24 protein-coding genes and 1 tRNA gene are annotated in these 20,850 nt (G+C 55.0%); 15 read left to right on the plus strand and 10 right to left on the minus strand.

Going from position 1 to position 20,850, the window contains the following annotated elements; translation table 11 throughout:
• The first annotated feature begins 2 nt into the window (after positions 1 to 2).
• Genes ACZ51B_RS14755 through ACZ51B_RS14775 form a run of 5 tightly spaced genes read left to right on the plus strand, consistent with a single transcriptional unit; the run spans position 3 to position 3,615 of the window.
• Positions 3 to 1,085, plus strand: coding sequence for a glycosyltransferase family 4 protein (locus tag ACZ51B_RS14755; RefSeq protein ID WP_464294100.1), 1,083 nt, complete (start codon positions 3 to 5; stop codon positions 1,083 to 1,085).
• The gene (locus ACZ51B_RS14760; RefSeq protein WP_464294101.1) at positions 1,082 to 1,264 is read left to right on the plus strand and encodes a Trm112 family protein; all 183 of its coding nucleotides are present in this window, start codon (positions 1,082 to 1,084) and stop codon (positions 1,262 to 1,264) included. Before ACZ51B_RS14755 ends, ACZ51B_RS14760 begins: the two co-directional genes overlap by 4 nt.
• A 7-nt stretch (positions 1,265 to 1,271) precedes the next feature.
• On the plus strand, positions 1,272 to 1,712 hold the full coding sequence (gene aroQ / locus ACZ51B_RS14765) for a type II 3-dehydroquinate dehydratase (RefSeq protein ID WP_464297190.1): 441 nt from the start codon (positions 1,272 to 1,274) through the stop codon (positions 1,710 to 1,712).
• Positions 1,712 to 2,791, plus strand: coding sequence for a M24 family metallopeptidase (locus ACZ51B_RS14770; protein ID WP_464294102.1), 1,080 nt, complete (start codon positions 1,712 to 1,714; stop codon positions 2,789 to 2,791). Before aroQ ends, ACZ51B_RS14770 begins: the two co-directional genes overlap by 1 nt.
• Positions 2,788 to 3,615 carry an ATP-binding cassette domain-containing protein gene (locus tag ACZ51B_RS14775; protein ID WP_464294103.1) on the plus strand — a complete coding sequence of 276 codons (828 nt, stop codon included), beginning with the start codon at positions 2,788 to 2,790 and terminating at the stop codon, positions 3,613 to 3,615. The genes ACZ51B_RS14770 and ACZ51B_RS14775 overlap by 4 nt, the downstream gene beginning before the upstream one ends.
• Here the strand turns inward: ACZ51B_RS14775 and ACZ51B_RS14780 are convergent.
• Complete coding sequence (locus ACZ51B_RS14780; RefSeq protein ID WP_464294104.1) at positions 3,596 to 4,033, minus strand: hypothetical protein; 438 nt, start codon at positions 4,031 to 4,033, stop codon at positions 3,596 to 3,598. The two genes, ACZ51B_RS14775 and ACZ51B_RS14780, sit on opposite strands and share 20 nt — an antisense overlap.
• 82 nt (positions 4,034 to 4,115) lie before the next feature.
• Here ACZ51B_RS14780 and ACZ51B_RS14785 point away from each other — a divergent pair, with 82 nt between their 5' ends.
• Together ACZ51B_RS14785 and ACZ51B_RS14790 are read left to right on the plus strand one after the other, a co-directional pair.
• Positions 4,116 to 5,348 (plus strand): DUF1501 domain-containing protein, encoded by a 1,233-nt coding sequence (locus ACZ51B_RS14785; protein WP_464294105.1) that lies wholly within the window; start codon positions 4,116 to 4,118, stop codon positions 5,346 to 5,348.
• Between the two features lie 66 nt (positions 5,349 to 5,414).
• The gene (locus ACZ51B_RS14790; RefSeq protein ID WP_464294106.1) at positions 5,415 to 6,116 is read left to right on the plus strand and encodes an SGNH/GDSL hydrolase family protein; all 702 of its coding nucleotides are present in this window, start codon (positions 5,415 to 5,417) and stop codon (positions 6,114 to 6,116) included.
• A 1-nt stretch (position 6,117) separates the two neighbouring features.
• On the opposite strand, the gene ACZ51B_RS14795 is transcribed toward ACZ51B_RS14790, so the two are convergent.
• On the minus strand, positions 6,118 to 7,524 hold the full coding sequence (locus tag ACZ51B_RS14795) for a phosphodiester glycosidase family protein (protein WP_464294107.1): 1,407 nt from the start codon (positions 7,522 to 7,524) through the stop codon (positions 6,118 to 6,120).
• A gap of 60 nt (positions 7,525 to 7,584) precedes the next feature.
• Between ACZ51B_RS14795 and ACZ51B_RS14800 the strand changes: the two genes are divergently transcribed.
• Genes ACZ51B_RS14800 through ACZ51B_RS14815 form a run of 4 tightly spaced genes read left to right on the plus strand, consistent with a single transcriptional unit; the run spans position 7,585 to position 10,268 of the window.
• Positions 7,585 to 8,985: a cryptochrome/photolyase family protein gene (locus ACZ51B_RS14800; protein ID WP_464294108.1), complete on the plus strand. Its 1,401-nt coding sequence runs from the start codon at positions 7,585 to 7,587 to the stop codon at positions 8,983 to 8,985.
• Between the two features lie 49 nt (positions 8,986 to 9,034).
• The gene (locus ACZ51B_RS14805) at positions 9,035 to 9,397 is read left to right on the plus strand and encodes a VOC family protein (protein WP_464294109.1); all 363 of its coding nucleotides are present in this window, start codon (positions 9,035 to 9,037) and stop codon (positions 9,395 to 9,397) included.
• Positions 9,394 to 9,837: an EVE domain-containing protein gene (locus ACZ51B_RS14810; protein ID WP_464294110.1), complete on the plus strand. Its 444-nt coding sequence runs from the start codon at positions 9,394 to 9,396 to the stop codon at positions 9,835 to 9,837. The genes ACZ51B_RS14805 and ACZ51B_RS14810 overlap by 4 nt, the downstream gene beginning before the upstream one ends.
• Positions 9,813 to 10,268 carry a MarR family winged helix-turn-helix transcriptional regulator gene (locus tag ACZ51B_RS14815; protein WP_464294111.1) on the plus strand — a complete coding sequence of 152 codons (456 nt, stop codon included), beginning with the start codon at positions 9,813 to 9,815 and terminating at the stop codon, positions 10,266 to 10,268. The genes ACZ51B_RS14810 and ACZ51B_RS14815 overlap by 25 nt, the downstream gene beginning before the upstream one ends.
• Here the strand turns inward: ACZ51B_RS14815 and ACZ51B_RS14820 are convergent.
• Positions 10,237 to 10,322 (minus strand) — tRNA-Tyr (locus ACZ51B_RS14820). The genes ACZ51B_RS14815 and ACZ51B_RS14820 overlap by 32 nt on opposite strands.
• A 127-nt stretch (positions 10,323 to 10,449) precedes the next feature.
• Complete coding sequence (locus ACZ51B_RS14825) at positions 10,450 to 12,066, minus strand: hypothetical protein (RefSeq protein ID WP_464294112.1); 1,617 nt, start codon at positions 12,064 to 12,066, stop codon at positions 10,450 to 10,452.
• Positions 12,067 to 12,199: 133 nt separating this feature from the next.
• Between ACZ51B_RS14825 and ACZ51B_RS14830 the strand changes: the two genes are divergently transcribed.
• Complete coding sequence (locus ACZ51B_RS14830; RefSeq protein ID WP_464294113.1) at positions 12,200 to 13,390, plus strand: exo-beta-N-acetylmuramidase NamZ family protein; 1,191 nt, start codon at positions 12,200 to 12,202, stop codon at positions 13,388 to 13,390.
• An 85-nt stretch (positions 13,391 to 13,475) separates the two neighbouring features.
• The gene (locus ACZ51B_RS14835; RefSeq protein ID WP_464294114.1) at positions 13,476 to 14,021 is read left to right on the plus strand and encodes a hypothetical protein; all 546 of its coding nucleotides are present in this window, start codon (positions 13,476 to 13,478) and stop codon (positions 14,019 to 14,021) included.
• On the opposite strand, the gene ACZ51B_RS14840 is transcribed toward ACZ51B_RS14835, so the two are convergent.
• On the minus strand, positions 13,942 to 14,664 hold the full coding sequence (locus ACZ51B_RS14840; RefSeq protein WP_464294115.1) for a lysophospholipid acyltransferase family protein: 723 nt from the start codon (positions 14,662 to 14,664) through the stop codon (positions 13,942 to 13,944). The two genes, ACZ51B_RS14835 and ACZ51B_RS14840, sit on opposite strands and share 80 nt — an antisense overlap.
• 33 nt (positions 14,665 to 14,697) lie before the next feature.
• Between ACZ51B_RS14840 and ACZ51B_RS14845 the strand changes: the two genes are divergently transcribed.
• Positions 14,698 to 15,939, plus strand: a complete 1,242-nt coding sequence (locus tag ACZ51B_RS14845) for an MFS transporter (protein WP_464294116.1) — start codon at positions 14,698 to 14,700, stop codon at positions 15,937 to 15,939.
• A 94-nt stretch (positions 15,940 to 16,033) separates the two neighbouring features.
• On the opposite strand, the gene ACZ51B_RS14850 is transcribed toward ACZ51B_RS14845, so the two are convergent.
• On the minus strand, positions 16,034 to 16,756 hold the full coding sequence (locus ACZ51B_RS14850) for an HNH endonuclease (RefSeq protein ID WP_464294117.1): 723 nt from the start codon (positions 16,754 to 16,756) through the stop codon (positions 16,034 to 16,036).
• Between the two features lie 44 nt (positions 16,757 to 16,800).
• On the minus strand, positions 16,801 to 18,516 hold the full coding sequence (locus ACZ51B_RS14855) for a hypothetical protein (protein WP_464294118.1): 1,716 nt from the start codon (positions 18,514 to 18,516) through the stop codon (positions 16,801 to 16,803).
• A 39-nt stretch (positions 18,517 to 18,555) separates the two neighbouring features.
• Here ACZ51B_RS14855 and ACZ51B_RS14860 point away from each other — a divergent pair, with 39 nt between their 5' ends.
• Complete coding sequence (locus tag ACZ51B_RS14860; RefSeq protein ID WP_464294119.1) at positions 18,556 to 19,026, plus strand: hypothetical protein; 471 nt, start codon at positions 18,556 to 18,558, stop codon at positions 19,024 to 19,026.
• Here ACZ51B_RS14860 and ACZ51B_RS14865 read toward each other — a convergent pair.
• The 3 genes from ACZ51B_RS14865 to moaC are packed head-to-tail and all read right to left on the minus strand — an operon-like array spanning position 19,023 to position 20,709.
• A complete protein-coding gene (locus ACZ51B_RS14865; RefSeq protein ID WP_464294120.1) occupies positions 19,023 to 19,781 on the minus strand; it encodes a TatD family hydrolase in 759 nt (252 codons plus the stop codon). The genes ACZ51B_RS14860 and ACZ51B_RS14865 overlap by 4 nt on opposite strands.
• Positions 19,775 to 20,263: a MogA/MoaB family molybdenum cofactor biosynthesis protein gene (locus tag ACZ51B_RS14870; protein WP_464294121.1), complete on the minus strand. Its 489-nt coding sequence runs from the start codon at positions 20,261 to 20,263 to the stop codon at positions 19,775 to 19,777. Before ACZ51B_RS14870 ends, ACZ51B_RS14865 begins: the two co-directional genes overlap by 7 nt.
• On the minus strand, positions 20,251 to 20,709 hold the full coding sequence (moaC, locus tag ACZ51B_RS14875) for a cyclic pyranopterin monophosphate synthase MoaC (protein WP_464294122.1): 459 nt from the start codon (positions 20,707 to 20,709) through the stop codon (positions 20,251 to 20,253). The genes ACZ51B_RS14870 and moaC overlap by 13 nt, the downstream gene beginning before the upstream one ends.
• Positions 20,710 to 20,850: the final 141 nt, after the last annotated feature.

Raw genomic sequence — 20,850 nt, forward strand, 5'->3', positions numbered from 1 at the left:
CTATGAAGCAAAAAACGGTGGCAATCGACGCTCGCCTGATTGGAGGAACCAACACAGGCGATAGCAGCTACTGGACCGGGCTCCTATATGGCCTTACCCAAGTAGACCCACGCATGCGGCTCCTGTTTATCTCTAACAGCAATCGCCCCCCAGAAATTCCCTGGAACGACGCTTTCGAGTGGATTTGTGTGCCAGCTCGCTCTTCGCGCTGGTGGAGCACCGTCGTTTTTCCAAGAACGGCCAAGAAACTGGGCGCAGAAGTGCTTCATTCGCAATACAGCCTCAGCCCGCTCATCAAAAAAGGCGGAGTTACAACCATCCACGATGTTTCGTTCTTCATTGGGCCTCAATGGTTCAAAGCAAAAGACAGAATCCTTCTTCAAAAGTCGATTCCCAGCACAGTGCGGCGTGCGTCGGCGGTGATCACGGTGTCGAACACCTCCGCCAGCGAGATCGAGAGATTCATTCCAAGCGCAAGAGGCAAAACGCATGTCACGTACAACGCATGCGCCCCTTGGGTGAAACGAGTTCCAAGAGAGGAGGCAACCCAACGGGTTCAAAGAGATTTCGGCTTGAGCACTCCATACATGCTCACCGTAGGTACACGGTGGCCTCGAAAGAACATGGAACTCGCAGTAGATGCAGCCGATGGACTCTCAGATCGGTTCCCCCACCAACTGGTGATTACTGGAAAATCAGGCTGGGGCGACAAACTGCTTGGCAGCCGAGGGAAAGCGGTTGGCTATGTCACCGAGGAACAGCTATGCGCCCTCTACAGCGCCGCCGAACTCTATTTGGCGCCTAGCAGACATGAAGGTTTCGGTATCCCAGTCCTTGAGGCATTCCGATGTGGCTGCCCCGTCATGTGCTCGGTCGGTGGGGCGCTCCCAGAGGTTGCCGGTGACGCAGCCGTGGTCGAACCCTCCTGGCTCAGCCAAGACTGGACTCGGACCCTTGGGGATATTCTTTCAAATTCGAGTAAATTGGAGGTCCTTGCGCAGCGAGGCCTCAAGCGCGAACAAACGTTCACTTGGGAAGAAACCGCGCAACGCACGCTAGACGTGTATTTGGGAGCCATGGCTTGATCGACCCCAAGTTTTTAGAGATTTTACGGTGTCCGCAACACACCGATAGCGGCCCGCTGCAACTCCGTGGGTCCTTCCTTGTGTGCCCCGTATGCGGATGCGGCTACCCGGTTGTCCAAGGCATCCCACAACTGCTGCCAGAAGACGCCGTACCGCCCGAGGAACTACCGAATGACTGAAACCACCATGAAGGTGCTCGTGCTCCACGGGCCAAATCTGAACATGACCGGCTTTCGAGAGCCAGATGTTTACGGCAAAAAGCCGCTCGAAGAAATCGACACCGAGATCAAGGCGGCAGCGCGCGAGCTGAAACTCGACATTCGCATCCTCCAGTCCAACTCGGAAGGCATCCTCATCGATACCATCCAAGAGCACCGACGCTGGGCCGATGCGATTGTCATCAATCCAGGTGGACTCACACACTACTCCATCGCACTAAGAGACGCCCTTGTCAGCGTGCGACTCCCAGTAGTGGAAGTACACCTAAGCAACGTCCACAATAGAGAGGAGTTCCGCCGCCATTCGGTCATCGCTCCCATCACGGTAGGGCAAATCGTAGGTTTTGGCGGCGATGGCTACATCCTAGCCCTCCATGCCCTTTTGAAGATGAACAGAGAGGTAGTTTGATGTCCCAACTCGATCGATTAAGAAGTCTTATGTCAGCCAAGGGAGTCGGTGCACTCCTCGTGTCAGACGCAACCAATGTAGCCTGGCTCACCGGCTTTGTCGGCTCGTTCTCGCGAGTCCTAGTCACCGCAGACAAAGCTCAGTTCATCACCGATAGCCGCTACACACTCCAAGCGCAAGAACAGGTGCAGTACGGCATCCCAACCGCCTCCTTCGCAACCCCAGTCACGGGCGATGAGTTTGTGGCAACCAAGGCCAAAGAGATGGGGATCACCGAGCTGTACTTCGAGGCGGTCAACACCAGCTACGATGCGTTTCTCAAAACATCTGAGAAACTCCAAGGCATCAAACTGTTACCTGCCGAAGACCTCTTCGGTGCGCTTCGCCAAGTAAAGACTCCAGACGAGATCGCCAACGTAAGGGCAGCTTGTGGAATCGCCGATGCAACATTTGAATATCTGCGAACCAGAATCCAGCCTGGCATCACCGAATACGATCTGAACCTAGACCTCGAGTTCTTCATCCGACGACAAGGCGCCGATGTCGCCTTTACTCCCATCGTGGTCAGCGGCGAGCGCAGTGCCCGCCCCCACGGAAAGGCCAGCGAAAAGAAGCTAGAAGTAGGTGACTTCCTCACCATGGACTTCGGAGCTACCGTCAACGGCTACCACTCAGACATCACCCGCACCGTCGTGGTAGGCGAAGCGTCCGACCGCCACCGAGAAGTCTACGGCCAAGTCCTCAAGTCCCAGCTCGCGGCTCTCGAAATGATGAAGCCAGGCGTCAAAGGAGTGGATATCGACCGCAAAGTTCGAGAAGTGATGGACGAGAAAGACCTCTCCAAATACTTTGGACACGGACTGGGACACGGCCTCGGAAGACTGGTTCACGACACGGGACGACTCGGTCAAACCAGCATCGACGTTCTAGAGCCAGGTCAGATCTGGACCATCGAACCAGGTGTCTACATCCCAGGATTTGGCGGCGTTCGCATCGAAGATGACGTAGTCGTGACCGATGACGGCATCGAGATCCTCACGAAATCCACCAAGGAGTTGCTGGTTCTTCCCGCTGTATGAGCGAGCGACTTGGGCTCGACCATATCTCTCTAACAAGCGGAGGAGCGACCCTTTCCATGGGCATCTCCTCCGGCCAATCCGTAGCAATCGTGGGCCCATCAGGCTCGGGCAAGAGCTTCATGCTCAATGTTCTCGCGGGCCGAGAACGACTTGCACAAGGCTCCATCGTTCGATCAGGTGAGCACTACCTTGCCATAGAAGGCGAACTCAGCAGACGAGCAAAACCTCTAACCCTGGCCCGAAGAACACAGGCCCAGAACATAGCCAGTGCCGCCACGGAAGTCCTAATGGCCACTCGCCTATGGGAAGTGCGCAACGAACCCGTAACCAATCTCTCCAGTGGTCAAATAGCGGCCTGCGAACTCCTAGAAATGTTCGTGAGCGATGCCAAGATCCTACTGCTCGATGGCCAGCTAGACAGACTCGACCCCTGGACGCTCAAGTCCGTCATGGACCATCTAAACACACTCATGTCACGTGGTGCATGTGTCGTGGTAGCCACCAATCGCCCAGACCTAGTCGCTCAGTTTGATGCCGTCGTCGTCCTGCGAGACCGTCAAGTCCGCTTTGCTGGATCCATCGAGGATCTCATCCGCAACGGCCCGCCCCATACACTGAAAGTCGCGACCGAGAACCAACCCGGAGTAAGGGCGCTCGTAGAACCCTTTGATGTGCGCGTCGAGCAGACCGCCGACGGAATGATCATGGAAGCCAAGGAAGGTCAGGAGATCGCAGCCAAGCTTCTAGCCGAAGGCTACGGCGACGTGCGGTTCGTCATCCACCGCCCACCCACAGTAGAAGAAGCTATTCTTTCTCTGACCTAGTGGCCTGACTCATTTGCCGAGTCGCTAAGAGAGTCGCCTTCGCATCAATCCGCCAAGCTCGGTCCTCTTTCACCACAATCCACATGACAGCGCTGATGCTGCCGCCGGGTAAGTGGTAAGCCACCAGCGCATTCACCTTGTTGTACTGGCGATCCATACGGGCAACACGAGGAGTCTGAGAACCTGGACCATACACCTCGGAAAGTTGCTGAAACAAAATGTTCGCGGTGCTGGAACGAACATCTTGCTTCAAAGTCTGCTGCAATCCGGAAACATCTTTTGCAAGATACAGCTGGTGAAACCGTCGAATCGTGCTCTCGGGACCGTAATCACGCAAGGTGCCGAAAACAAACAAGGTCACTCCCGCCAAAACACCAGCTGACGCAAATGATAGAGCTGCCGTCTTGCGGTCAAACATGATTTGCAGAATACCTTTGTGGTGAACATCTAAAGAATCTTCCCGTCTCACCCAATATCGTCCGATAATAAGAGGAAGCACCATGAGCCAGGATCTAAGTAGACGTCAAGTTTTGAAAGCCGGAGGCATGATCGCCGTAGGCCTAGTCGCTCCTAAATGGCTAAGCACCATTGCACAAGCCGATGTGCTTCGGCAAGCCAAAGGCGGCAAGGCAATGGGCAACACCGTGCTCGTTGTCTGCCAACTCTCGGGTGGTAACGATGGTCTCAACACCGTCGTTCCCTACGCGGACAAGCGCTACTACACGTTACGGCCCACTGTGGGTATTCCAGAGACTCAGGTGCTTAAGATCAACGAGCAGATCGGCTTCCATCCTTCTTTGACTGGTCTGCATGAGCTGTACAAACAGGGCAAAGTGGCAGTAATCCAAAACGTCGGCTATCCTCGCCCCAACCGATCCCACTTTAAGAGCATGGAGATCTGGCAGTCGGCCAGTCCAGAAAGCAAGCTCAAATATGGCTGGCTCGGACGTCACTTCGATCAGCAGATGGCGCACCACCCGCTCAATCCTGTGGTCGCACTCGGTCTCTCCACGGAAAAGCCCCTCGCGCTAGCGGCCAAAGAGGCAAGCATCCCCTGCTTCGCAAGTCTTGCAGATATGCAGAGCATGATCGGCGCCCCAGACTCGGAGAAGATGCTGCGAGAGATTCAGGGCATGGACGCCATGACAGGCTCCGCAACCCGTGCAGTCCAACAAGCCAGCAAGTCAGCGCTCGATGCCATGGGAGTCCTCAACCGCCAGTTGAAGCTCTACACGCCTAAGCAGACTTACGCAAACGACTCCTTTGGAAACGGATTCAAACAGATTGCCCAACTAGTAGCGACCTCACCTGCAACACGTGTGATCTACTTCTCAGCAGGCGGCTTCGACACCCACGCCAAACAGCCAGACCAGCACGCCAAACTCCTGGGAGGCTTCGGAAATGCCGTCAACGCGTTCCAGAAGGAAATGGAAGCCATTGGCAAGGCAGACAACGTAATTGTCCTAGTCTTCAGCGAATTCGGACGCCGTGCCCAAGAAAACGCATCCCTAGGCACTGACCACGGAGCTGCAGCGCCGATGATGCTCATCGGTTCACGCATTAAAGGTGGAGTCGTCGGCCCGGTTCCCGATCTTGCAAATCTGCAAGACGGAGACATCCGGCACACCATCGACTTCCGCGAAGTCTACGCTGCAACTCTCGACCAATGGGTCGGTGGCGACAGCGGCACCGTTCTTGGAGAGACATTCAAGCCGGTCGAAGTATTCAAATAGATAAATCAAAAGCCTCCGAGCGCACTGCGTTCGGAGGCTTTTTTCTTGGGTAACGTCCGTACCAACATGAAGCTGCTCATCTGTTTGGCGCTCGTTGTCTCCTGCGCTTGCTGCTTAGCTCAAGCCGACAAGAAGATGTACCTCAGTGATTTCGCCAAACAGTGCGCAGTAGATTGGCCCGCCAATCACCGAATGACCGTCGTATGCCACGGTCACAGTGTCCCCGCAGGCTACTTCAAGACCCCTGCCGTTCAGTCGCTAGACGCCTATCCCCATCTGCTTCGTGTCGGTCTATCACCGCGTTTCCCAAAGGCCGTGATCAACGTGATTGTCACCGCAATCGGTGGTGAAAACTCTGAACAGGGCGCCAAGCGATTCGCAGAAGATGTACTCGTGCTCAAGCCCGATGTTGTAACCATCGATTACGGCCTCAACGACCGGGGAATAGGCCTCCCACGAGCCAAAACAGCCTGGACCACGATGATCAAGGCGGCCCAGGAAAAAGGCGCAAAGGTGATCCTACTCACCCCCACGGGAGATCTTTCTTCGAAGATGGACGACCCGCAGGATCCTTTAAATCAGCACGCAGAGCAGATTCGTGCGCTTGCCAAAGAATTCGGTGTCGGATTGGTAGACAGCTTAGTTCTCTTCAAGGAGTACACGAGCAAAGGTGGTCACTTGGAGGAGATCATGTCCCAAGTGAACCACCCGAACCGAAAAGGACACGAGCTTGTTTCAACCGAGCTTCTCACTTGGTTCCACGACTAACTCAGTCGTCGCTCTTCTTGGTTCTGACTTTCTTCTTGACAGCTTCCGGCAGCACGTTTAGCTTGGCGGTCAGAAGCTGCCCTGCCACCATGGCAGAAACCGTACAAGGGCCAGACACTATCGGGTGCAAAATGCCCCCCTGGTCGATCCAAGCACTCCCTTGCGCCGACCAGATCACCAGAGCCTGCGGAACCGTCTTTCCGTTGGCGGTAACTTTAAGTTGAGCATCAGCACCGAGATTTGCCTGTGCCGGGGAAGCAAGTTTCAACGTTGCCGAAGTCTTGATGGGCTTTGGACCGATCAGCACAATGCCACTCGCCACTGCCCGCTCGCGCCCATCGCTCGGTCGGTTCACTGTGAGTCCCAGTACATTGAGAGTCGTGCTGCCGCCTCCATCCAGATTGATTGCTTGGACGCATCCCAACTTGAGCATGATCTTGCCCATCTCTTCCAGCGTTGCTCCGTCGCTCACCTTCTGACGTCCATCCACAGCCACGAGCCACAAGTCTCCGTCCTCAGTGATGCCGGCAGCGGACCGCGGATGTCGCTTGGAAGCAAACGCCTCGTTAAATCCTTCGGCAGACGCATCGATACTCACCTTGCCATCTTTCAGGAGCACAGGGCCACCTCCGATAGCGTTCTCAATCCCCTCCCAGTCGAACCCCTCGGTCTTGAGTGAAATCGCAACCTTTTTTCCCGGTGCCAGCCCTCTTAGCTGATCTGCCTGAGTGCCGTTGGCAACCAGCACAACGCAGTCCTTAGGAATGGCAAACTGCGCAGCCGTGCCAGAAATAGCTTCTACTTCGCCAGAAACCACTGTGCTCGGTGCCCACACAGCCGAACCCGTCTTAATCGTCACCGACACGCAACCCTCATCCACAATCGCAAGACCAGCAGTGGAAGTGTTCAAGGTGACTTGGTTAACAGGACACTTCTGGTTGAGCTTTTGGATCGTGACCGAGATCCCCCCCTCAGCTTGAAGCTTCCCACTGAATTTCGCGAAGCCGATCTTTGCACTTTGCGGCCCCCACGCCAACGCCACACGCTGACTAGGAACGGCAATAAGCTCCCCTTGCCGCACCATCAGCCCAAGCGGATACCCAGAAGGAGCTTTCGCCATAGAGAAAAAGTCCCCATTGATTCCAGCGAGGGCATTGCTCTGCTCAACCAACTCCGTGATAGGACCTCGTCCTGTAATAGACCCCTCTTCAAAAACCGTATGCCCATAAAGCTCGGGCATCGCATGAACAGCAGGACTCTTGAGACTGAGCCGCAACGCATGGATGAGCCGAGGCGTGACAAGATCCACTTCTTCGCGATAGATCAAGCCTGGAGCGATCGGCTTCTCCCAAACATGTTGGGCCGGTGCACAAGCAGGGATCAGCAGCAGCATCAGAGCTAGTCTCATTGCTAGGGAGAGTACCGTAGCGTGCGACGAACTAGGAATTAGATCCGTAGATGAGAATTCATGGGAAAGCCGCACCGAAAGGCCCTCTGTTGGATCCGAAGAGACCTGCGACTGGACGATCATTCCGCGCTGGCCAAGGCTACTGAGCTCGCAGATCAAGTAGCAATAGTCTTTGTCTTCGACATCTCCATCCTCGACAAACTGGAAGACAAAGACGACAAGCGCGTCACGTTTATTCACGAATCCTTAAAGGAACTGGACCGCAAGCTTCAGAAACTCGGCTCAAAGCTCGTGGTGCTGCACGGAGACCCCATCAATGAAATCCCAAGACTGGCTGCCTCACTCAAAGCAGACTTAGTTGTTGTCGCAAGCGACAACGAACCAAGTGCCATTCACCGAGACATCTTAGTCGCAAGAAAATTGAGCGAATTCGACATAAAGTTCACAAGCGTTCTAGATGTCACCATCCGACAGAAAGGTGAAATTCTCAACCAATCCCATCTCCCATTCAAAGTCTACACACCGTTTGCGCGGGCCTGGCGCACCGCCCTGCAACCAGATACCGATCTCGCAAAGCGCGAAAGCGATCTCTCCAGCCTAATTCCAGCAGCCGAACTAGAGCCATTTGGACACGACTGGGAACTTTCAGACATCGGTTTCGTGCCGTCCACTCTTGTCATCAAGCCGGGTGAGGACGCCGCCCATCGGATGCTCGCCGAATTCCTCCATCGTATCGATCACTACAACGACGAACGCGACTACCCAGCTAAGAACGGAACCAGCATGCTTTCTGTCCACCTTCGTTTTGGCACCCTGTCTGTCAGGGAAGCTTTCCGCTCGGGCTTCACCGGCTACACCAAGGGAAGGGACAAGTGGGTGGCCGAACTGATCTGGCGTGAGTTCTACCAAGACATCCTCGCTAACTTTCCAGCCGTAGTGGAAAAGCCGTTCCAGTCCCAATACGAAGCCATCGAGTACCCAGGTTCAGAAGAGCACTACACCGCATGGTGCGAAGGGACCACCGGCTATCCCATCGTGGATGCAGCTATGCGATGCCTCAACCAAACAGGGACCATGCACAACCGCCTCCGAATGGTCGTCGCCTCCTTCCTCACCAAAGACCTACTAGTGGACTACCGCAAAGGTGAAGCCTACTTTGCCCGAAAACTCCTCGACTTCGACCTCGCCTCCAACAACGGTGGATGGCAGTGGGCCGCATCCACAGGTTGTGACGCGCAACCATACTTCCGGATCTTCAACCCAGCACTGCAAAGCATCAAGTTCGACTCTGAAGGGATTTTCATCAAAGAGTGGCTGCCCGAGCTCGCCGAACTCCCGCCCTCAGTGATCCACAGCCCAAGCACCATGGACTCACTATCCTACGGCATCGACTACCCAGCTCCCATCGTGGACCACAGCCAGCAACGCGACAAGGCAATAGCCCTGATGTCGCTAAAATAGTCTCAGAAAACATATGCGCACTTATGAAAATAAGATAATATGTGCGCATATGAAAACAATCGCTTTCAACGCGTTTATCCTGATGGTCAGCTCTCCGTCCGAGAGCGCGAAGTTCTATAGCAAAGTCTTCAACATACAGCCCACCTACGCATCGGCCACATTCGTTCAGTTCAATCTCCCCAATGGCCCAGAAATCAGTCTCTGGGACAAAAACGAGTCTCAAGTCCTGACCGCACCAGGAGCTACGGAAATCTCCCTCGTCTGCGAAGAGGTAGACGACCTCTATCGGCAATGGACTGAGCTTGGTATCAATCTGCTCCACGAACCGATCGATCAAGAGTTCGGCCGCACATTCGTTGCGCTCGATCCAGATGACCACCGTGTACGAGTCTCGAGGTTGAACGAGCAATGAGATACTGGATCGGAGTCGCCTCCAGAGACCACGTCCAAAAAGGAGTTGAGGGAGGCTTTTGCCAACTCTGTCATGGCAAAGCAAGCCCACTCAAGAGAATGCGGCCTGGCGACTGGATCATCTACTACTCCAGCAAAGAGGAGTATGGAGAGAGGCAGCTCTGCCAACGGTTCACAGCAATTGGAGAAGTCCAGCCCGTAGATCCCTATCTGCACGACATGGGTAACGGTTTCACCCCATATCGACGAGACATCAACTTCAAACACTGTGAGGAGTTGGACGTCTTGGGTATGGTCCCGGAGCTATCCTTTATCAAGGACAAGCGCCATTGGGGTGCCCCCTTCCGATTCGGCTTTCTCGAAATTCCCCAGGAGGACTTCGAGAAGATTGCCAAGAGAATGCTCACGGAACAACTATGTCTGTCAATTGGGATCAAATAACCGAGTTTCAACAGCCAGAGCACAGTCCGGGACTCCTGCTCTGGCAACTCAGCAATAGCTGGCAGCGGGAAATCCGAAAGGCTCTTCAACCACACCAAATCACCCACGTGCAGTTTGTGTTGCTCGCCTGCGTTGGCTGGCTAGAGACCCACTCAGACTCACCGATCACCCAGAAAGCTCTTGCCGACCAGGCAGGCACCGATCCAATGATGACCAGCCAAGTAATCCGATCACTGGAAGAAAAAGGCTTTGTGGCCCGCAAACCTCACCCGACCGACAGTCGAGCCATCGTGCTAGCGCTCACCAACGCCGGGAAAATGAAAGTGGAGCAAGCTCTGCCTGATGTAGAGGCAACCGACCGAGCCTTCTTCAGCGCCAATAGGCCAGCGTTTCTTAAGATGGCGGGAGCGGAGGGATTCGAACCCACTTAGCCATCGGCGCCAGATTTACAGTCTGGTGCGACTCTCCAACCTCGCCGCGCTCCCGTTGTTGGATGGAAGCGCGAACCTGCTAAGAGCTAGCTTCGCGCTTCCGAGATATAGCTGGTGGTGAGGTGTGTCATCTCGGTTCCATAAGATTGATACACCAAAGTGATTCGCTAGGCCTTACGACTTAACCTGCAGGAACAGCAACAAAGGCGCATGGCTGCCCAGAGGGTGCCCTACCCTCCCCGACGATGGAGCCACCATCATTGATCGCTCTTGCGCTATACAAGATCCAACCCTTGCTAGCCGTGTCCGTCAAGGTGGTGAGATCCACTGGCCCTGTGGATGCACTGCCTACAAATGCATACTGGGACTCGCCACTTTGCGCGTTACCAACAAACCATCCTCGATTATTCACACCAAACGGTATCAACGTCGTGTCAGGGAACGTGACGGTGGTCGGGCTCGAGCTGCTATCGGGCCAGTAATACATCCCCCTTGAGCCTCCAGGAGCTGTGCCAACAATTCGTCCATCACTGCTAATGGCTGTCGGACTGCCCCCACCTCCTTGCAGGCTTACAGGCGCCGAGCGTCCTGTCGGCCAATACACACCGAGCTGAGAACTACTTGTCGAAGCAAAACCTACAAGAGAGCCGTTACGATTGCCAGCTGCCACGCGGTAGAAGTTCGCACCAGCCGGGGCTGCAAGGGTTACGGGTTCAGCGCTTGGAGACGCCCAGTAGACGTTCGCAGTGGCTGCTTCTCCCTTACCAAAGAACACGGTAGGTTCAATTCCTCCCGTGTACGAAATCCCAGCATTGACGTTTCCTCCCGGGAAGAAAGTAGAGCTAATCCAGCCGCCAGATGCATTGATGTTCTCAGTGGTAATGTTTCCGTCGTCGTCAATTCCCATTCCCAAACTGCCTGGGATCTGCACGGTTCCCACACCCAAAATCCATGTGAAGGCGAGCTGGTTGGTGCTACTGATTGGGCAGTTGCCAACAACTTGTCCTAGAGCATTCATCCCTGCAACTGACACACTGCCAGTTCCTGGAAGGGGATCAATTTGGTAAATGTGGTAGTGAGGAAGTGTGTCGTTCGTTACGGTAATAGTGGCCGTAGAACTCGCCACCCCATCAACAGTTGCAACGACCTGAACAGTCCCAGCGGAGACGGGCGTTAGCACTCCATCAGGTGTTACTGTCGCAGCAGTCCCAGTTGCCGAGAACGTTGCTGAGCCAGCACTCACCGCAACCAGAGCCCCGGCACCATCCAGGGCGCTGAAGGTCAGCTGCTTGGTTCCACCGCTAGCAGAAACCACCTGAGAAGGCACGGTAACCGTTTTGACGACTGCACTCAACACGATCGACTTCACAGACTGTCCATTGCAATCCACCACATCCGAGGCGGTTGCCGTCCCTACCACCGCACCACCCTGATGAGCATCAGCATAGAAAGTGATCGTCGTCGGATAGGTCCCGGTCTTGATGTTAGGAAGCGAGTAGCTTTCAAGGTGGGCTTCAAGCTTGGTCGCATCTCGTTCGAACGGCACAGTAATGTTTCCACCACCAATAGCAGCGCCAGAGATCACAACCTGACCTGAGCGAGCGCTTGAAAGCGGGGAATTCACAATGTCTCGTGAACGAGACGGATACTGTACGCTCAGCTTGGATCCAGCTAGGACTCCGCCACATCCTGCACTTGCTGAGTACGTTTTGTCCCCAGCGCAGCCGATGATCGATTGCGAGAACAGGGCCAGCATGCTCAAAGCACACAAGCCAATCGAGGTGCGATAGATATTCAAAAATCTCTCCTTAAGGCACGAACCGTGTCACTGACATGCAGCGCCTGCCATCGTGATGGTGAGATCCGTCTGTGACAATTCTCGTGACAAATCGAAGAGAATTTGTGATTGTTTCTAACGGTACGATGGACCCATGGGTGTATCCACAGGCTTGGATCGATTGCACAGCGAAGGTTTTTCGCGCCTCCGAGGTTTCAACTTAGGAGTGCTTTGCAACCAAGCTTCGCTCTCCAGGACATTCGAACACATCATCGACCTCCTGCTCCCCTTGCACCAAAGTGGCACGCTCAATATCCAAGCCGTCTTCGGCCCGCAGCATGGCCTCTTCGGACACACACAAGACAACATGATCGAGTGGGAAGGTCATCTCGATCCTCGCACCGGCCTTCACATCTACTCGCTCTACGGCAACCACCGCGAGCCAACCGACTCAATGCTGAACGGCATCGATCTACTTCTCGTCGACCTACCCGATGTAGGAGCCCGCTACTACACCTTCATCTGGACCCTCAGCCTTTGCATGAAAGCGTGCCAACGACTAGGCATTCCCGTGCTAGTGCTCGACCGCCCCAACCCAATCGGTGGTCTCCAAGTCGAAGGAACCGTACTCAACCCAGCCTACGCCAGCTTCGTGGGCCTGCACCCATTGCCGTCACGCCACGGCCTCACCATCGCCGAAGTCGCCCAATACATCCAGTCAAAGTTCTATCCCGACTGCGAACTCTCCATCGTGCCCGTAGAAGGTTGGGACCGCACGAAATACCTAGATGAGCTGGATGCCACCTGGTCGATGCCGAGTCCCAACATGCCCACCGTAGACACAGCTGTGGTCTACCCAGGAGGTTGCCTCTTAGAAGCGACCAACCTGAGCGAGGGAAGAGGTACCACCCGCCCGTTCGAGATCTTCGGAGCACCCTACGTAGACGGCTGGCAGTATGCAACCAGCCTCAATGCCCTCAATCTGCCCGGGGCATACTTCCGCCCCATCCAGTTCCAGCCCACATTCAACAAGTTCGCGGGCGAACTCTGCGAGGGCTGCTTTCTCCACGTGACAGACAGAAGAGCCTTCGAGCCAGTACTCACCTACGTCGCGATCCTGCAAATCGCGCACAGATTGTACGAAGGGCAATTCGCCTGGAAACAGCCGCCCTACGAGTACGAATATGAAAAACTCCCCTTCGACATCCTCGCAGGAAACCAATGGCTTCGCATAGCAATCGAACGCCAAAGCCCCCTGGAACAAATACGGGAAAGCTTCGCTGAAGAGTGCTCTAGCTTCGAATCTACTCGCAGAGAATTTATCCTGTACCCCCTAAAGGGTTAGTGTCCCGGGTATCTTCGGACAAGTGCGGAATCTAATCCTTTTCATACTGGTCGCAACAGCGGCTAACTGTTCGGCCGAGCGGCTCATGAGCATCCCGACCGCACGAAAGCTCCCACAAGGCATTCTCAAGATCGAGTACGACGTAGAAGCGGGCAGTGGTCGCACTGAACTTAGCTACGCAGAGTTCAATCTGAACCACAGCTTTGAGATCGGCCTGAGAAGAGAGCAACTCCGTGGCCAAACCGTTTTCGGAGGGGGCGATGTCACCTACAACATCATCAGCGCCATCCCGGGTATCACCCCCGGCTTTGCTGCTGGAGTGACCGATGTCTCAAACCAAACCCCGGACGGACGTCGTGCCTTCTTCTGCGGCACCTTCCGCGAGCCAGTCAACACCCTCAATGGCGAAAACTACGCCGACATCACCCTGGGTGTGTTCTTTGGGACAGGCGGAGGCGGACTGCTTGGGCTCTCACTGCCATTCAGCAAGGAGTTCCGAATGATGGCCGACCACAACGGCAAACGGCTCATGGCCGGAATCGAGTTCCGCCCTATTCCGACGGTGGGACTTCGGATGATGAGCCGCTCGAACGATATTCTGTTTGGGATGAACGTGTCGCTGCGCTTTTAAGCGGCACGCCAGCCTCTGCACAAAGCGCCAAAATGCGCCGTTCTAGCTCTTCCAAGAAAAGCTTGCGATTCTCCTTCTCGTTCGCACCCTTCGCCACGTCCTCATAACGGAAAGGTTCGCCATAGATCACCTGCGTCAAGTGCTTCTGCGACTTCTTCTTTCCCTGAGGCATCACAAATTGGGTGCCCGCAATCCCAACCGGAACCACCGGCACATTGGCCTTTCGAGCCAACATCGCCACACCCTGACTAAGAGGAAGCATCGTTTCGCCGTCATTACGTGTGCCCTCAGGGAAGATGATGACCGCCTCACCCGCCTGCAATATCTGGATACAGAGCCGGATCGACTCGGTATCTCCTTCACCGCGCTTGACAGGGAAGGCGCCAATGCCTGCGATGGTCGCACCGAAAATCTTGTTTCGAAAAAGCTCTTCCTTCGCCATCGCACGCAAGCGGCGATGACGTAAAGTCGCCGCCATCGCAGGTGGATCCATGTGACTCATATGGACTGGGGCAACAATCACCCCTCCTTCCTTCGGAACACGATCCATCCCATACGCGCGCAAACCGCCCTTGAAAGGGAAGTAGAAGATACGAAACAGGTCGCGAGCCATTCGGTAGATCAGCGGGAAACGATCAGGCATCGTATAAGAGGATAGCAAAGGTACGATGCCTTCATGCTTGCATGGACGCGAGGATTGACGGCAAAGCAATGGACGATCTTGGCCATCGCCTGGTTAGGATGGGTCTTTGATATCGCGGATACAGCGCTTTTCAACTTTGCAAAAGTGCCCATGCTCACGGAAATGATGGGTGCAGCCTCCTACAAAAGCAACGGTGCCGTCATAGAAGGTCGTATCCAAGCTGTATTCCTGCTGGGTTGGGCAGTCGGAGGGCTGATCTTCGGCATGCTCGCCGACCGCTGGGGCCGTACCAAAACGCTCGTCCTGACCGTGCTTCTCTATGCCGGCTTCACCGGTCTCACCGCGCTCTGCAAAACTCCTGAACAAGTGGCCCTCGTCCGATTCCTAACTGCCCTAGGAATCGGAGGAGAATGGGCCGCTGGCGCTGCGCTAGTCGCCGAAACCTTCCCCAACGAGGCCAGAGCAGGTGCCGCGGCTCTCCTGCAAACCGCCGCCGCATTCGGCCCGATGATTGTTGCCCTGGTCAACCTTGGCCTTCGTGGCCAACCGTGGCAGTGGCTTTTCCTCGTAGGTATCGCTCCCGCACTGATCTGCGTCTTCGTAAGATCCAAAGTCCACGAACCAGCCCACAAACAGACTCCCCACAAAGCCCCTTTGTCAGAGCTGTTCGGAAACCCGGTCTGGCGTCGCCGCGTGTTGGTAGCCATGGTGATCGGGGCCGTAGGAGTTGCCGGTGCGGGCACAGCGGTCTACTGGCAACCCAACCTCGTCAAAGAGGCCAGCGCGGGTCTGGCCAAAGCAGTGGTCGATGAACGAACCAGCAAAGTGGCCCTCATCAGCCATCTCGGCACGCTGGCAGGCGTTCTCCTCGTCCCCATGCTCTGCGAGAAGCTCGGCCGACGAAGAACCATCGGACTCTTCTTCCTAGCCGCGCCCATTACGGTGGTGCTCGCCATCTCCGGCGGCGCGTCCTTCCAGCGCCTAATCCTCCTGCTCCCCTTCGTCAACTTCTTCGCCATCGGAGTCTCGGGAGCCTTTGTGCTCTACTTCCCAGAGCTGTTCCCCAGCTCAATCCGAGCAACAGGCGCAGGCCTCGCGTACAACGTGGGACGCCTAGTAACCATCCCAATCCCACTCCTAATCGGAACCGTCATCAAACACTTCGGAGGCTCCGTAACGAGTGGAATCCTCCTAAGCGGAAGCCTCTACCTACTAGGCCTCCTAGCCCTCCCCTTCGCCCCAGAAACTAAGGACTCGCCTTTGATTGATGGCTAAACACAGATATTCGTTAGCTTATTTCGGTGATAGACGGCAACGATAAGTATGGAGTGTATCTTCACTGCAACATACTATGAATAAATAGTCAATGCTAGAGGGCAATAGAGTTTAGTCTCGCTGTGCGTACGTAGTTGTAGTAAGAAATCCAAACAGTTTCTGAGAGTTCATTCATTTTATCAATCTCTTTTGATAGGTCAGGGTAAGCTATTAGTGTCTCCTCTGAGTAGGTTTCTCGCTCTCCATTTCCTGAATGGTGAAGACAGGGGAATGAATGCGCTCCTACTTGATCCAGAAAATCTGAAATGTTGGATCGTAAGTCGGCTTTGGCTTCCTCTAACTCTGTGCAGAAAAACTCCTTGTAAGGAGAAAGAGAGTCCATTGCAAACCGATCAAGGGTGGCGTGCATTTGTTTCAAATAGCCAGTCGCGTAATTTTGATGTCTGATATACTCCATTGATTCATCAAGGAGACCATCGAACGACAGCAATATAAAAACTCGCTTATCCTCTTCAAGAAATTCTGGTTGCGTTAAATTGTCTCTTGCTTGAGTTTTTTTAAACCAAGAGTTACGATGAAGTTTCAACTCATCCGATGAGAACCTTTTACCTTTAGGGTGTTTTGTATTGTAGTGTCCAACTTCTGCATGGCAATCGAAGCAAAGCGGAATACAGTTATCGAGTGTATCTTCTCCACCGGATTCCTTAGGAAGGATGTGATGAAGTTCCATCTTTGTACCGCAGAATTTGTGGCATATGCAGCACCTGCGACTGCATTTAACTAGTGCTTCAACAGCGATATCTTGGGAGAATGACATTGTTGACCTCTCGTATTATTAAAAAAATAATGACGTAGGCTTACTCATAGTCGATTCACTATTTGTAGCAGCAATTTTATTCGCTCATCACTCGGGAACCTCTCCACCAGAACCCGCAGCGCCTCCCGCTCAATCGCCCGATACGGAAGCGGGGCTTCAAACGCCAACCGACTCGCAGCCGCAACCTGCTCGGCAGCCTCAACCTCCATGCGGCTACCAGTGAGGTAGCAATAAGCCTGCAAATACCGCAGCATCGCCAAGTCCAAGTGGCGTAGCGATTCATCAATCCAGCGGGTCGCCTCGGCAAACAGCCGCGCCTCAACCAACAGACAGGCAACCTCCACAAAGTTCTCGGGGCGATCCTCTAACGACTTCAACAGTGGGTTCGGCTCCTTGCCCATGGTCTGCTGCTGACTAAGGAACCCTTCCGCTCGCAAAGCAGGCTCCAGAGGCGCCAAATAGTGTGCATTCAGCAGCTCAGCCCGCTCCCCATCCGCCTCACTAAACATCCGCTGAGCAATCGCCTTGGCCCACCAAACGAGATGATCTTCAGCGTTGTACAACAACGACTGCTCAAAACACGCATCCGCCGACCGAGCATCCCCACGGGCCAACGCCTGGTACCCCAGCAGAGCATGAGCCAATCCTCGCAACGAAACATCAATAGTGGCGGCCAGCAACTCCTTACGCGTGCTGCTGAACGATAACGGAACAACCGCAGGAGTCTCAAGAGGCTCTAAAACAAACTCAGACAAGGGCAAAATCTCGGCACCCAACTCATACCGAAGCAACTCATCCTTATGAGCGTTCATCCAAACCACGGCCTTCGGCGTCATCGGCAGCGGAATCTCCGACACCACCTCTGGATAAAGATCAACAGGAGCTTCCAATGACTGCCCATCCGCCGTCAACAGGATCACCTTGCCCCCAAGCTGAGGCGACACAGCCTGAACCCGCAGCGTCCCATCGCCAAAACTCATCGCTCCATGTTCGGAAACCGCCCCAACCGAACCCAAGCCGGACAGAGGCACCAAGGTGGCCCGCCAAGTATCAAGCTGCCGAGGCGCCATCTGCTTAGGCTGAGCAAATCGTTTACACAACAACCGACCCGATTCAACGAACCCAAAACCCAAGTCTTCAGATAAAACAGCAAGCCCCGCGTCCCTCGCAGAGGAATAAGCCCAGGACCCACCCGAGCTGTCGCCATCCACAAACAGGCTCAGACCGCCATCGTAAATCGCAGGCTGCAAGCTACGGTTAAACACCCGAGCCTCCAACCGAATCTCCGCACTCTCCGCAGGCAACTCAATCAGCAAATGAAAGCTAATGGAAGTTCCCGAAGCGCACTCTCCAATCCAAACACCCGCCGGGTCCTCTTCCTCCGGGGCTTCCACAAGCTGATAGTCGATATAGCCCAACGAGTTTAGCCGGTCCTCGCCATCGGTCCTCAACTGAACTCCGTGCGGTAGAAACGCGCCCCGTCGTGAGCCACTCAAAGGCTGAAGATGTGTGGGAGAAGGAAGAATCTCGCAATTTGTGCGCTTATCAAAGATACTGAGGATCCGACCGCCCAGCCCAGGAACCACAGTCACGCGAAGATACGCGTTTTCCAGCAAAACCACGCCAAAAGAACGAATATCAGTGTCACTTCTCGGCGTAAGAACAGGAAAAGGGAGGCTAGGACTGCCTGATTCGGGTAGGACGGCCTCGATGAGACCGATGGTGATATCGAGGCTGTCTTCAAACACTTCGCTTGGCATGTCTTAGGACCGAGGTTACCGTAAGCTAAACTAGAGGAGATGGGCTCAAGGTTGACACCACTTGGAATATTCGCGAAGTGGCTGGTTTTGCCAGTCGCAGTGGCCTCACTCGGCTACTTTGTTGTGGGACCTGTCCTCGGGCAGAATGCCAAGAAGCATTCACAGACGGCAGATAAGAGCAAGTCGTCGTCGTCGGCCCCCACAACCACCTCAGCACATCAAGAGCCAAGCGTTACTGTAAGCTCCACGCAGGTTCCCGCTGGAGAACCCACGGTCAAAGTCGGTGTCCGACGTTCTGAAGAAACCGAGAAGCCTGCGGCAGTTACACAGGAAGAAGAAGACACGCCCAAACCAACACCACGCAGGGCTCGCTCCAAGCGCAAGAAAGCAAAGCCGTCTGAGGACATGGCCGCCCCGCCAACCGAGCCAGACAGCCCGCCAGCCGATCCGGCCTCCACTCCAGGTGACGAAGAGCCTAAGACACCGGATAACGGCAACCCAAACAGCTAAATTCCGAAAAACCGTTCGGCGTTCGCTGTCGTGAGGGCGGCGACATCCCCAAAACTCATCCCAAGAGTCTCAGCGAGCGCCTCAGCCACGTGCTTCACGTATGCCGGACGATTCGGCTTGCCCCGGTAAGGCACGGGCGTCATATAAGGGCTGTCAGTTTCAATAACCAGCCGATCCGTTGGAATCGTGCGAATCACATCGCGTAATTCGCTGGCACTCTTGTAACTCACCGGCCCATCTACTCCAAAGTAGCAACCCAGGGCAACCGCCCGCTCAGCTTCTTCCTTATCCCCCGCAAAACAGTGCAGCAGGTAAGGGTGGCCCGGACGTCGCTCCAACACGTCCAGAAGGTCAGAATACGCCTCACGGGCATGAAACACCACGGGCTTCTCAAGCTCCGCAGCAAGATCTAGCTGGTCCCGCAACGCCTCAAACTGCGTCGTGCGAGGCGAGTAGTCCCAGTGATAGTCCAACCCGATCTCACCCAAAGCACAAACCTTGGGATGCGCCATCAGCTCGCGAAGGGTGCCCAGACTCGCAGGGTCGTAGTCCGCGGTGTAGTTCGGATGCCATCCGACAACAGCAAACACAGGGTCATGCGCCTCGGCCACCGCAACCGCCCGTCCCCAATCGCTCGGGTTCACACCCACCACAATCAGCTTCCCAACACCATATTCGGTGGCGAGTTTCAGCTCAGATTCGAGGTTCGGAAAAGCTTTAGGGTCGTGAACGTGACAGTGGGTTTCGATTAACATGCGTCGGATCCGGCCGGGCATTGGCCGCTTTGGATATTCGTGAGGATAGGTTCCAGCAGGTGCGAGATGGCGTCAATGCCTTGTCGAACCGCCTTAGGTGAACCGGGAAGGTTCACGATCAAAGTTGTACCCCGCACACCCGCCACCGCTCGGCTCAAATGGCTAAATGCCGTGTGCTCTAGGCCCTTTAGCCGCATCAGCTCGCACAAGCTGTCCGCCCGCTTCTCCAAAAGAGGAACCGTCGCCTCCGGAGTCACATCCCTCGGCGAAAACCCCGTCCCACCCGTCGTGAAGACCAGATCGCACATCTCGCACAGCCGTAAAATCCCCTGCTGAATCGGCTCCATCTCATCAGGAACGATCAACGCATGAAACTCCGTGTACCCGTGAGCTAACAACGCCTCGCGAATCGCTGGACCAGACAAATCCGTCTGTTCCGACCGCGAATCACTCACGGTAAGGATGCCGACTACCGATGCCAATCTTTCTTGCCTCCCGTCTTCTCAACGAGCTGAACATCAGTCAGCGTAAGATCAGGACCCACGGCCTTCAGCATGTCAATCAGAGTGATCCCCGCCACGACAACCGCCGTATAAGCCTCCATCTCAACTCCAGTAGGAGCTTCGGTCCGGGCAATCGCCTCAATCTGAAGTCCAGTCTCCTCAATAAAGATCTGAACATCCAAGTGGCTCAAGCTGATGGAATGGCACAGAGGAATCAGTTCAGAAGTACGCTTCCCACCCTGAATCCCAGCGATCTTGGCAACAGTAAGCGCGTCACCCTTCGGCAAATTAGCCAGAGCATCCAAATGAGCAGGAGTAGCCCGAAGAAACCCACGAGCACGGGCAACCCGCGAGGTAACCGCCTTATCCCCCACGTCCACCATCTTCACCGTCCCATCGACATCCACATGGCTCAACTCAGACATGCCCGGAGTGTACTTGGACAAAGCTCACACCCCAACCCGAGGTGTGAGCCACATTCCTACTTTCCGTTCTTTGGCGCAGAGCCAGGAACGGAGTGCGCATGAGGATATCAAATGGGGAGCTGCGTCAGCGTTTGGAGAGAG

The organism is Fimbriimonas sp. LA-C6 (genome assembly GCF_055398105.1).

Bases quoted from the DNA above. Each gene is read 5' to 3' on its own strand.
- ACZ51B_RS14755 (WP_464294100.1), top strand. From the start codon at position 3: ATGAAGCAAAAAACGGTGGCAATCGACGCTCGCCTGATTGGAGGAACC.
- aroQ (WP_464297190.1), top strand. From the start codon at position 1,272: ATGAAGGTGCTCGTGCTCCACGGGCCAAATCTGAACATGACCGGCTTT.
- ACZ51B_RS14770 (WP_464294102.1), top strand. From the start codon at position 1,712: ATGTCCCAACTCGATCGATTAAGAAGTCTTATGTCAGCCAAGGGAGTC.
- ACZ51B_RS14775 (WP_464294103.1), top strand. From the start codon at position 2,788: ATGAGCGAGCGACTTGGGCTCGACCATATCTCTCTAACAAGCGGAGGA.
- ACZ51B_RS14780 (WP_464294104.1), bottom strand. From the start codon at position 4,033: ATGTTTGACCGCAAGACGGCAGCTCTATCATTTGCGTCAGCTGGTGTT.
- ACZ51B_RS14785 (WP_464294105.1), top strand. From the start codon at position 4,116: ATGAGCCAGGATCTAAGTAGACGTCAAGTTTTGAAAGCCGGAGGCATG.
- ACZ51B_RS14790 (WP_464294106.1), top strand. From the start codon at position 5,415: ATGAAGCTGCTCATCTGTTTGGCGCTCGTTGTCTCCTGCGCTTGCTGC.
- ACZ51B_RS14795 (WP_464294107.1), bottom strand. From the start codon at position 7,524: ATGAGACTAGCTCTGATGCTGCTGCTGATCCCTGCTTGTGCACCGGCC.
- ACZ51B_RS14800 (WP_464294108.1), top strand. From the start codon at position 7,585: ATGGGAAAGCCGCACCGAAAGGCCCTCTGTTGGATCCGAAGAGACCTG.
- ACZ51B_RS14805 (WP_464294109.1), top strand. From the start codon at position 9,035: ATGAAAACAATCGCTTTCAACGCGTTTATCCTGATGGTCAGCTCTCCG.
- ACZ51B_RS14810 (WP_464294110.1), top strand. From the start codon at position 9,394: ATGAGATACTGGATCGGAGTCGCCTCCAGAGACCACGTCCAAAAAGGA.
- ACZ51B_RS14815 (WP_464294111.1), top strand. From the start codon at position 9,813: ATGTCTGTCAATTGGGATCAAATAACCGAGTTTCAACAGCCAGAGCAC.
- ACZ51B_RS14830 (WP_464294113.1), top strand. From the start codon at position 12,200: ATGGGTGTATCCACAGGCTTGGATCGATTGCACAGCGAAGGTTTTTCG.
- ACZ51B_RS14835 (WP_464294114.1), top strand. From the start codon at position 13,476: ATGAGCATCCCGACCGCACGAAAGCTCCCACAAGGCATTCTCAAGATC.
- ACZ51B_RS14840 (WP_464294115.1), bottom strand. From the start codon at position 14,664: ATGCCTGATCGTTTCCCGCTGATCTACCGAATGGCTCGCGACCTGTTT.
- ACZ51B_RS14845 (WP_464294116.1), top strand. From the start codon at position 14,698: ATGCTTGCATGGACGCGAGGATTGACGGCAAAGCAATGGACGATCTTG.
- ACZ51B_RS14850 (WP_464294117.1), bottom strand. From the start codon at position 16,756: ATGTCATTCTCCCAAGATATCGCTGTTGAAGCACTAGTTAAATGCAGT.
- ACZ51B_RS14855 (WP_464294118.1), bottom strand. From the start codon at position 18,516: ATGCCAAGCGAAGTGTTTGAAGACAGCCTCGATATCACCATCGGTCTC.
- ACZ51B_RS14860 (WP_464294119.1), top strand. From the start codon at position 18,556: ATGGGCTCAAGGTTGACACCACTTGGAATATTCGCGAAGTGGCTGGTT.
- ACZ51B_RS14865 (WP_464294120.1), bottom strand. From the start codon at position 19,781: ATGTTAATCGAAACCCACTGTCACGTTCACGACCCTAAAGCTTTTCCG.
- moaC (WP_464294122.1), bottom strand. From the start codon at position 20,709: ATGTCTGAGTTGAGCCATGTGGATGTCGATGGGACGGTGAAGATGGTG.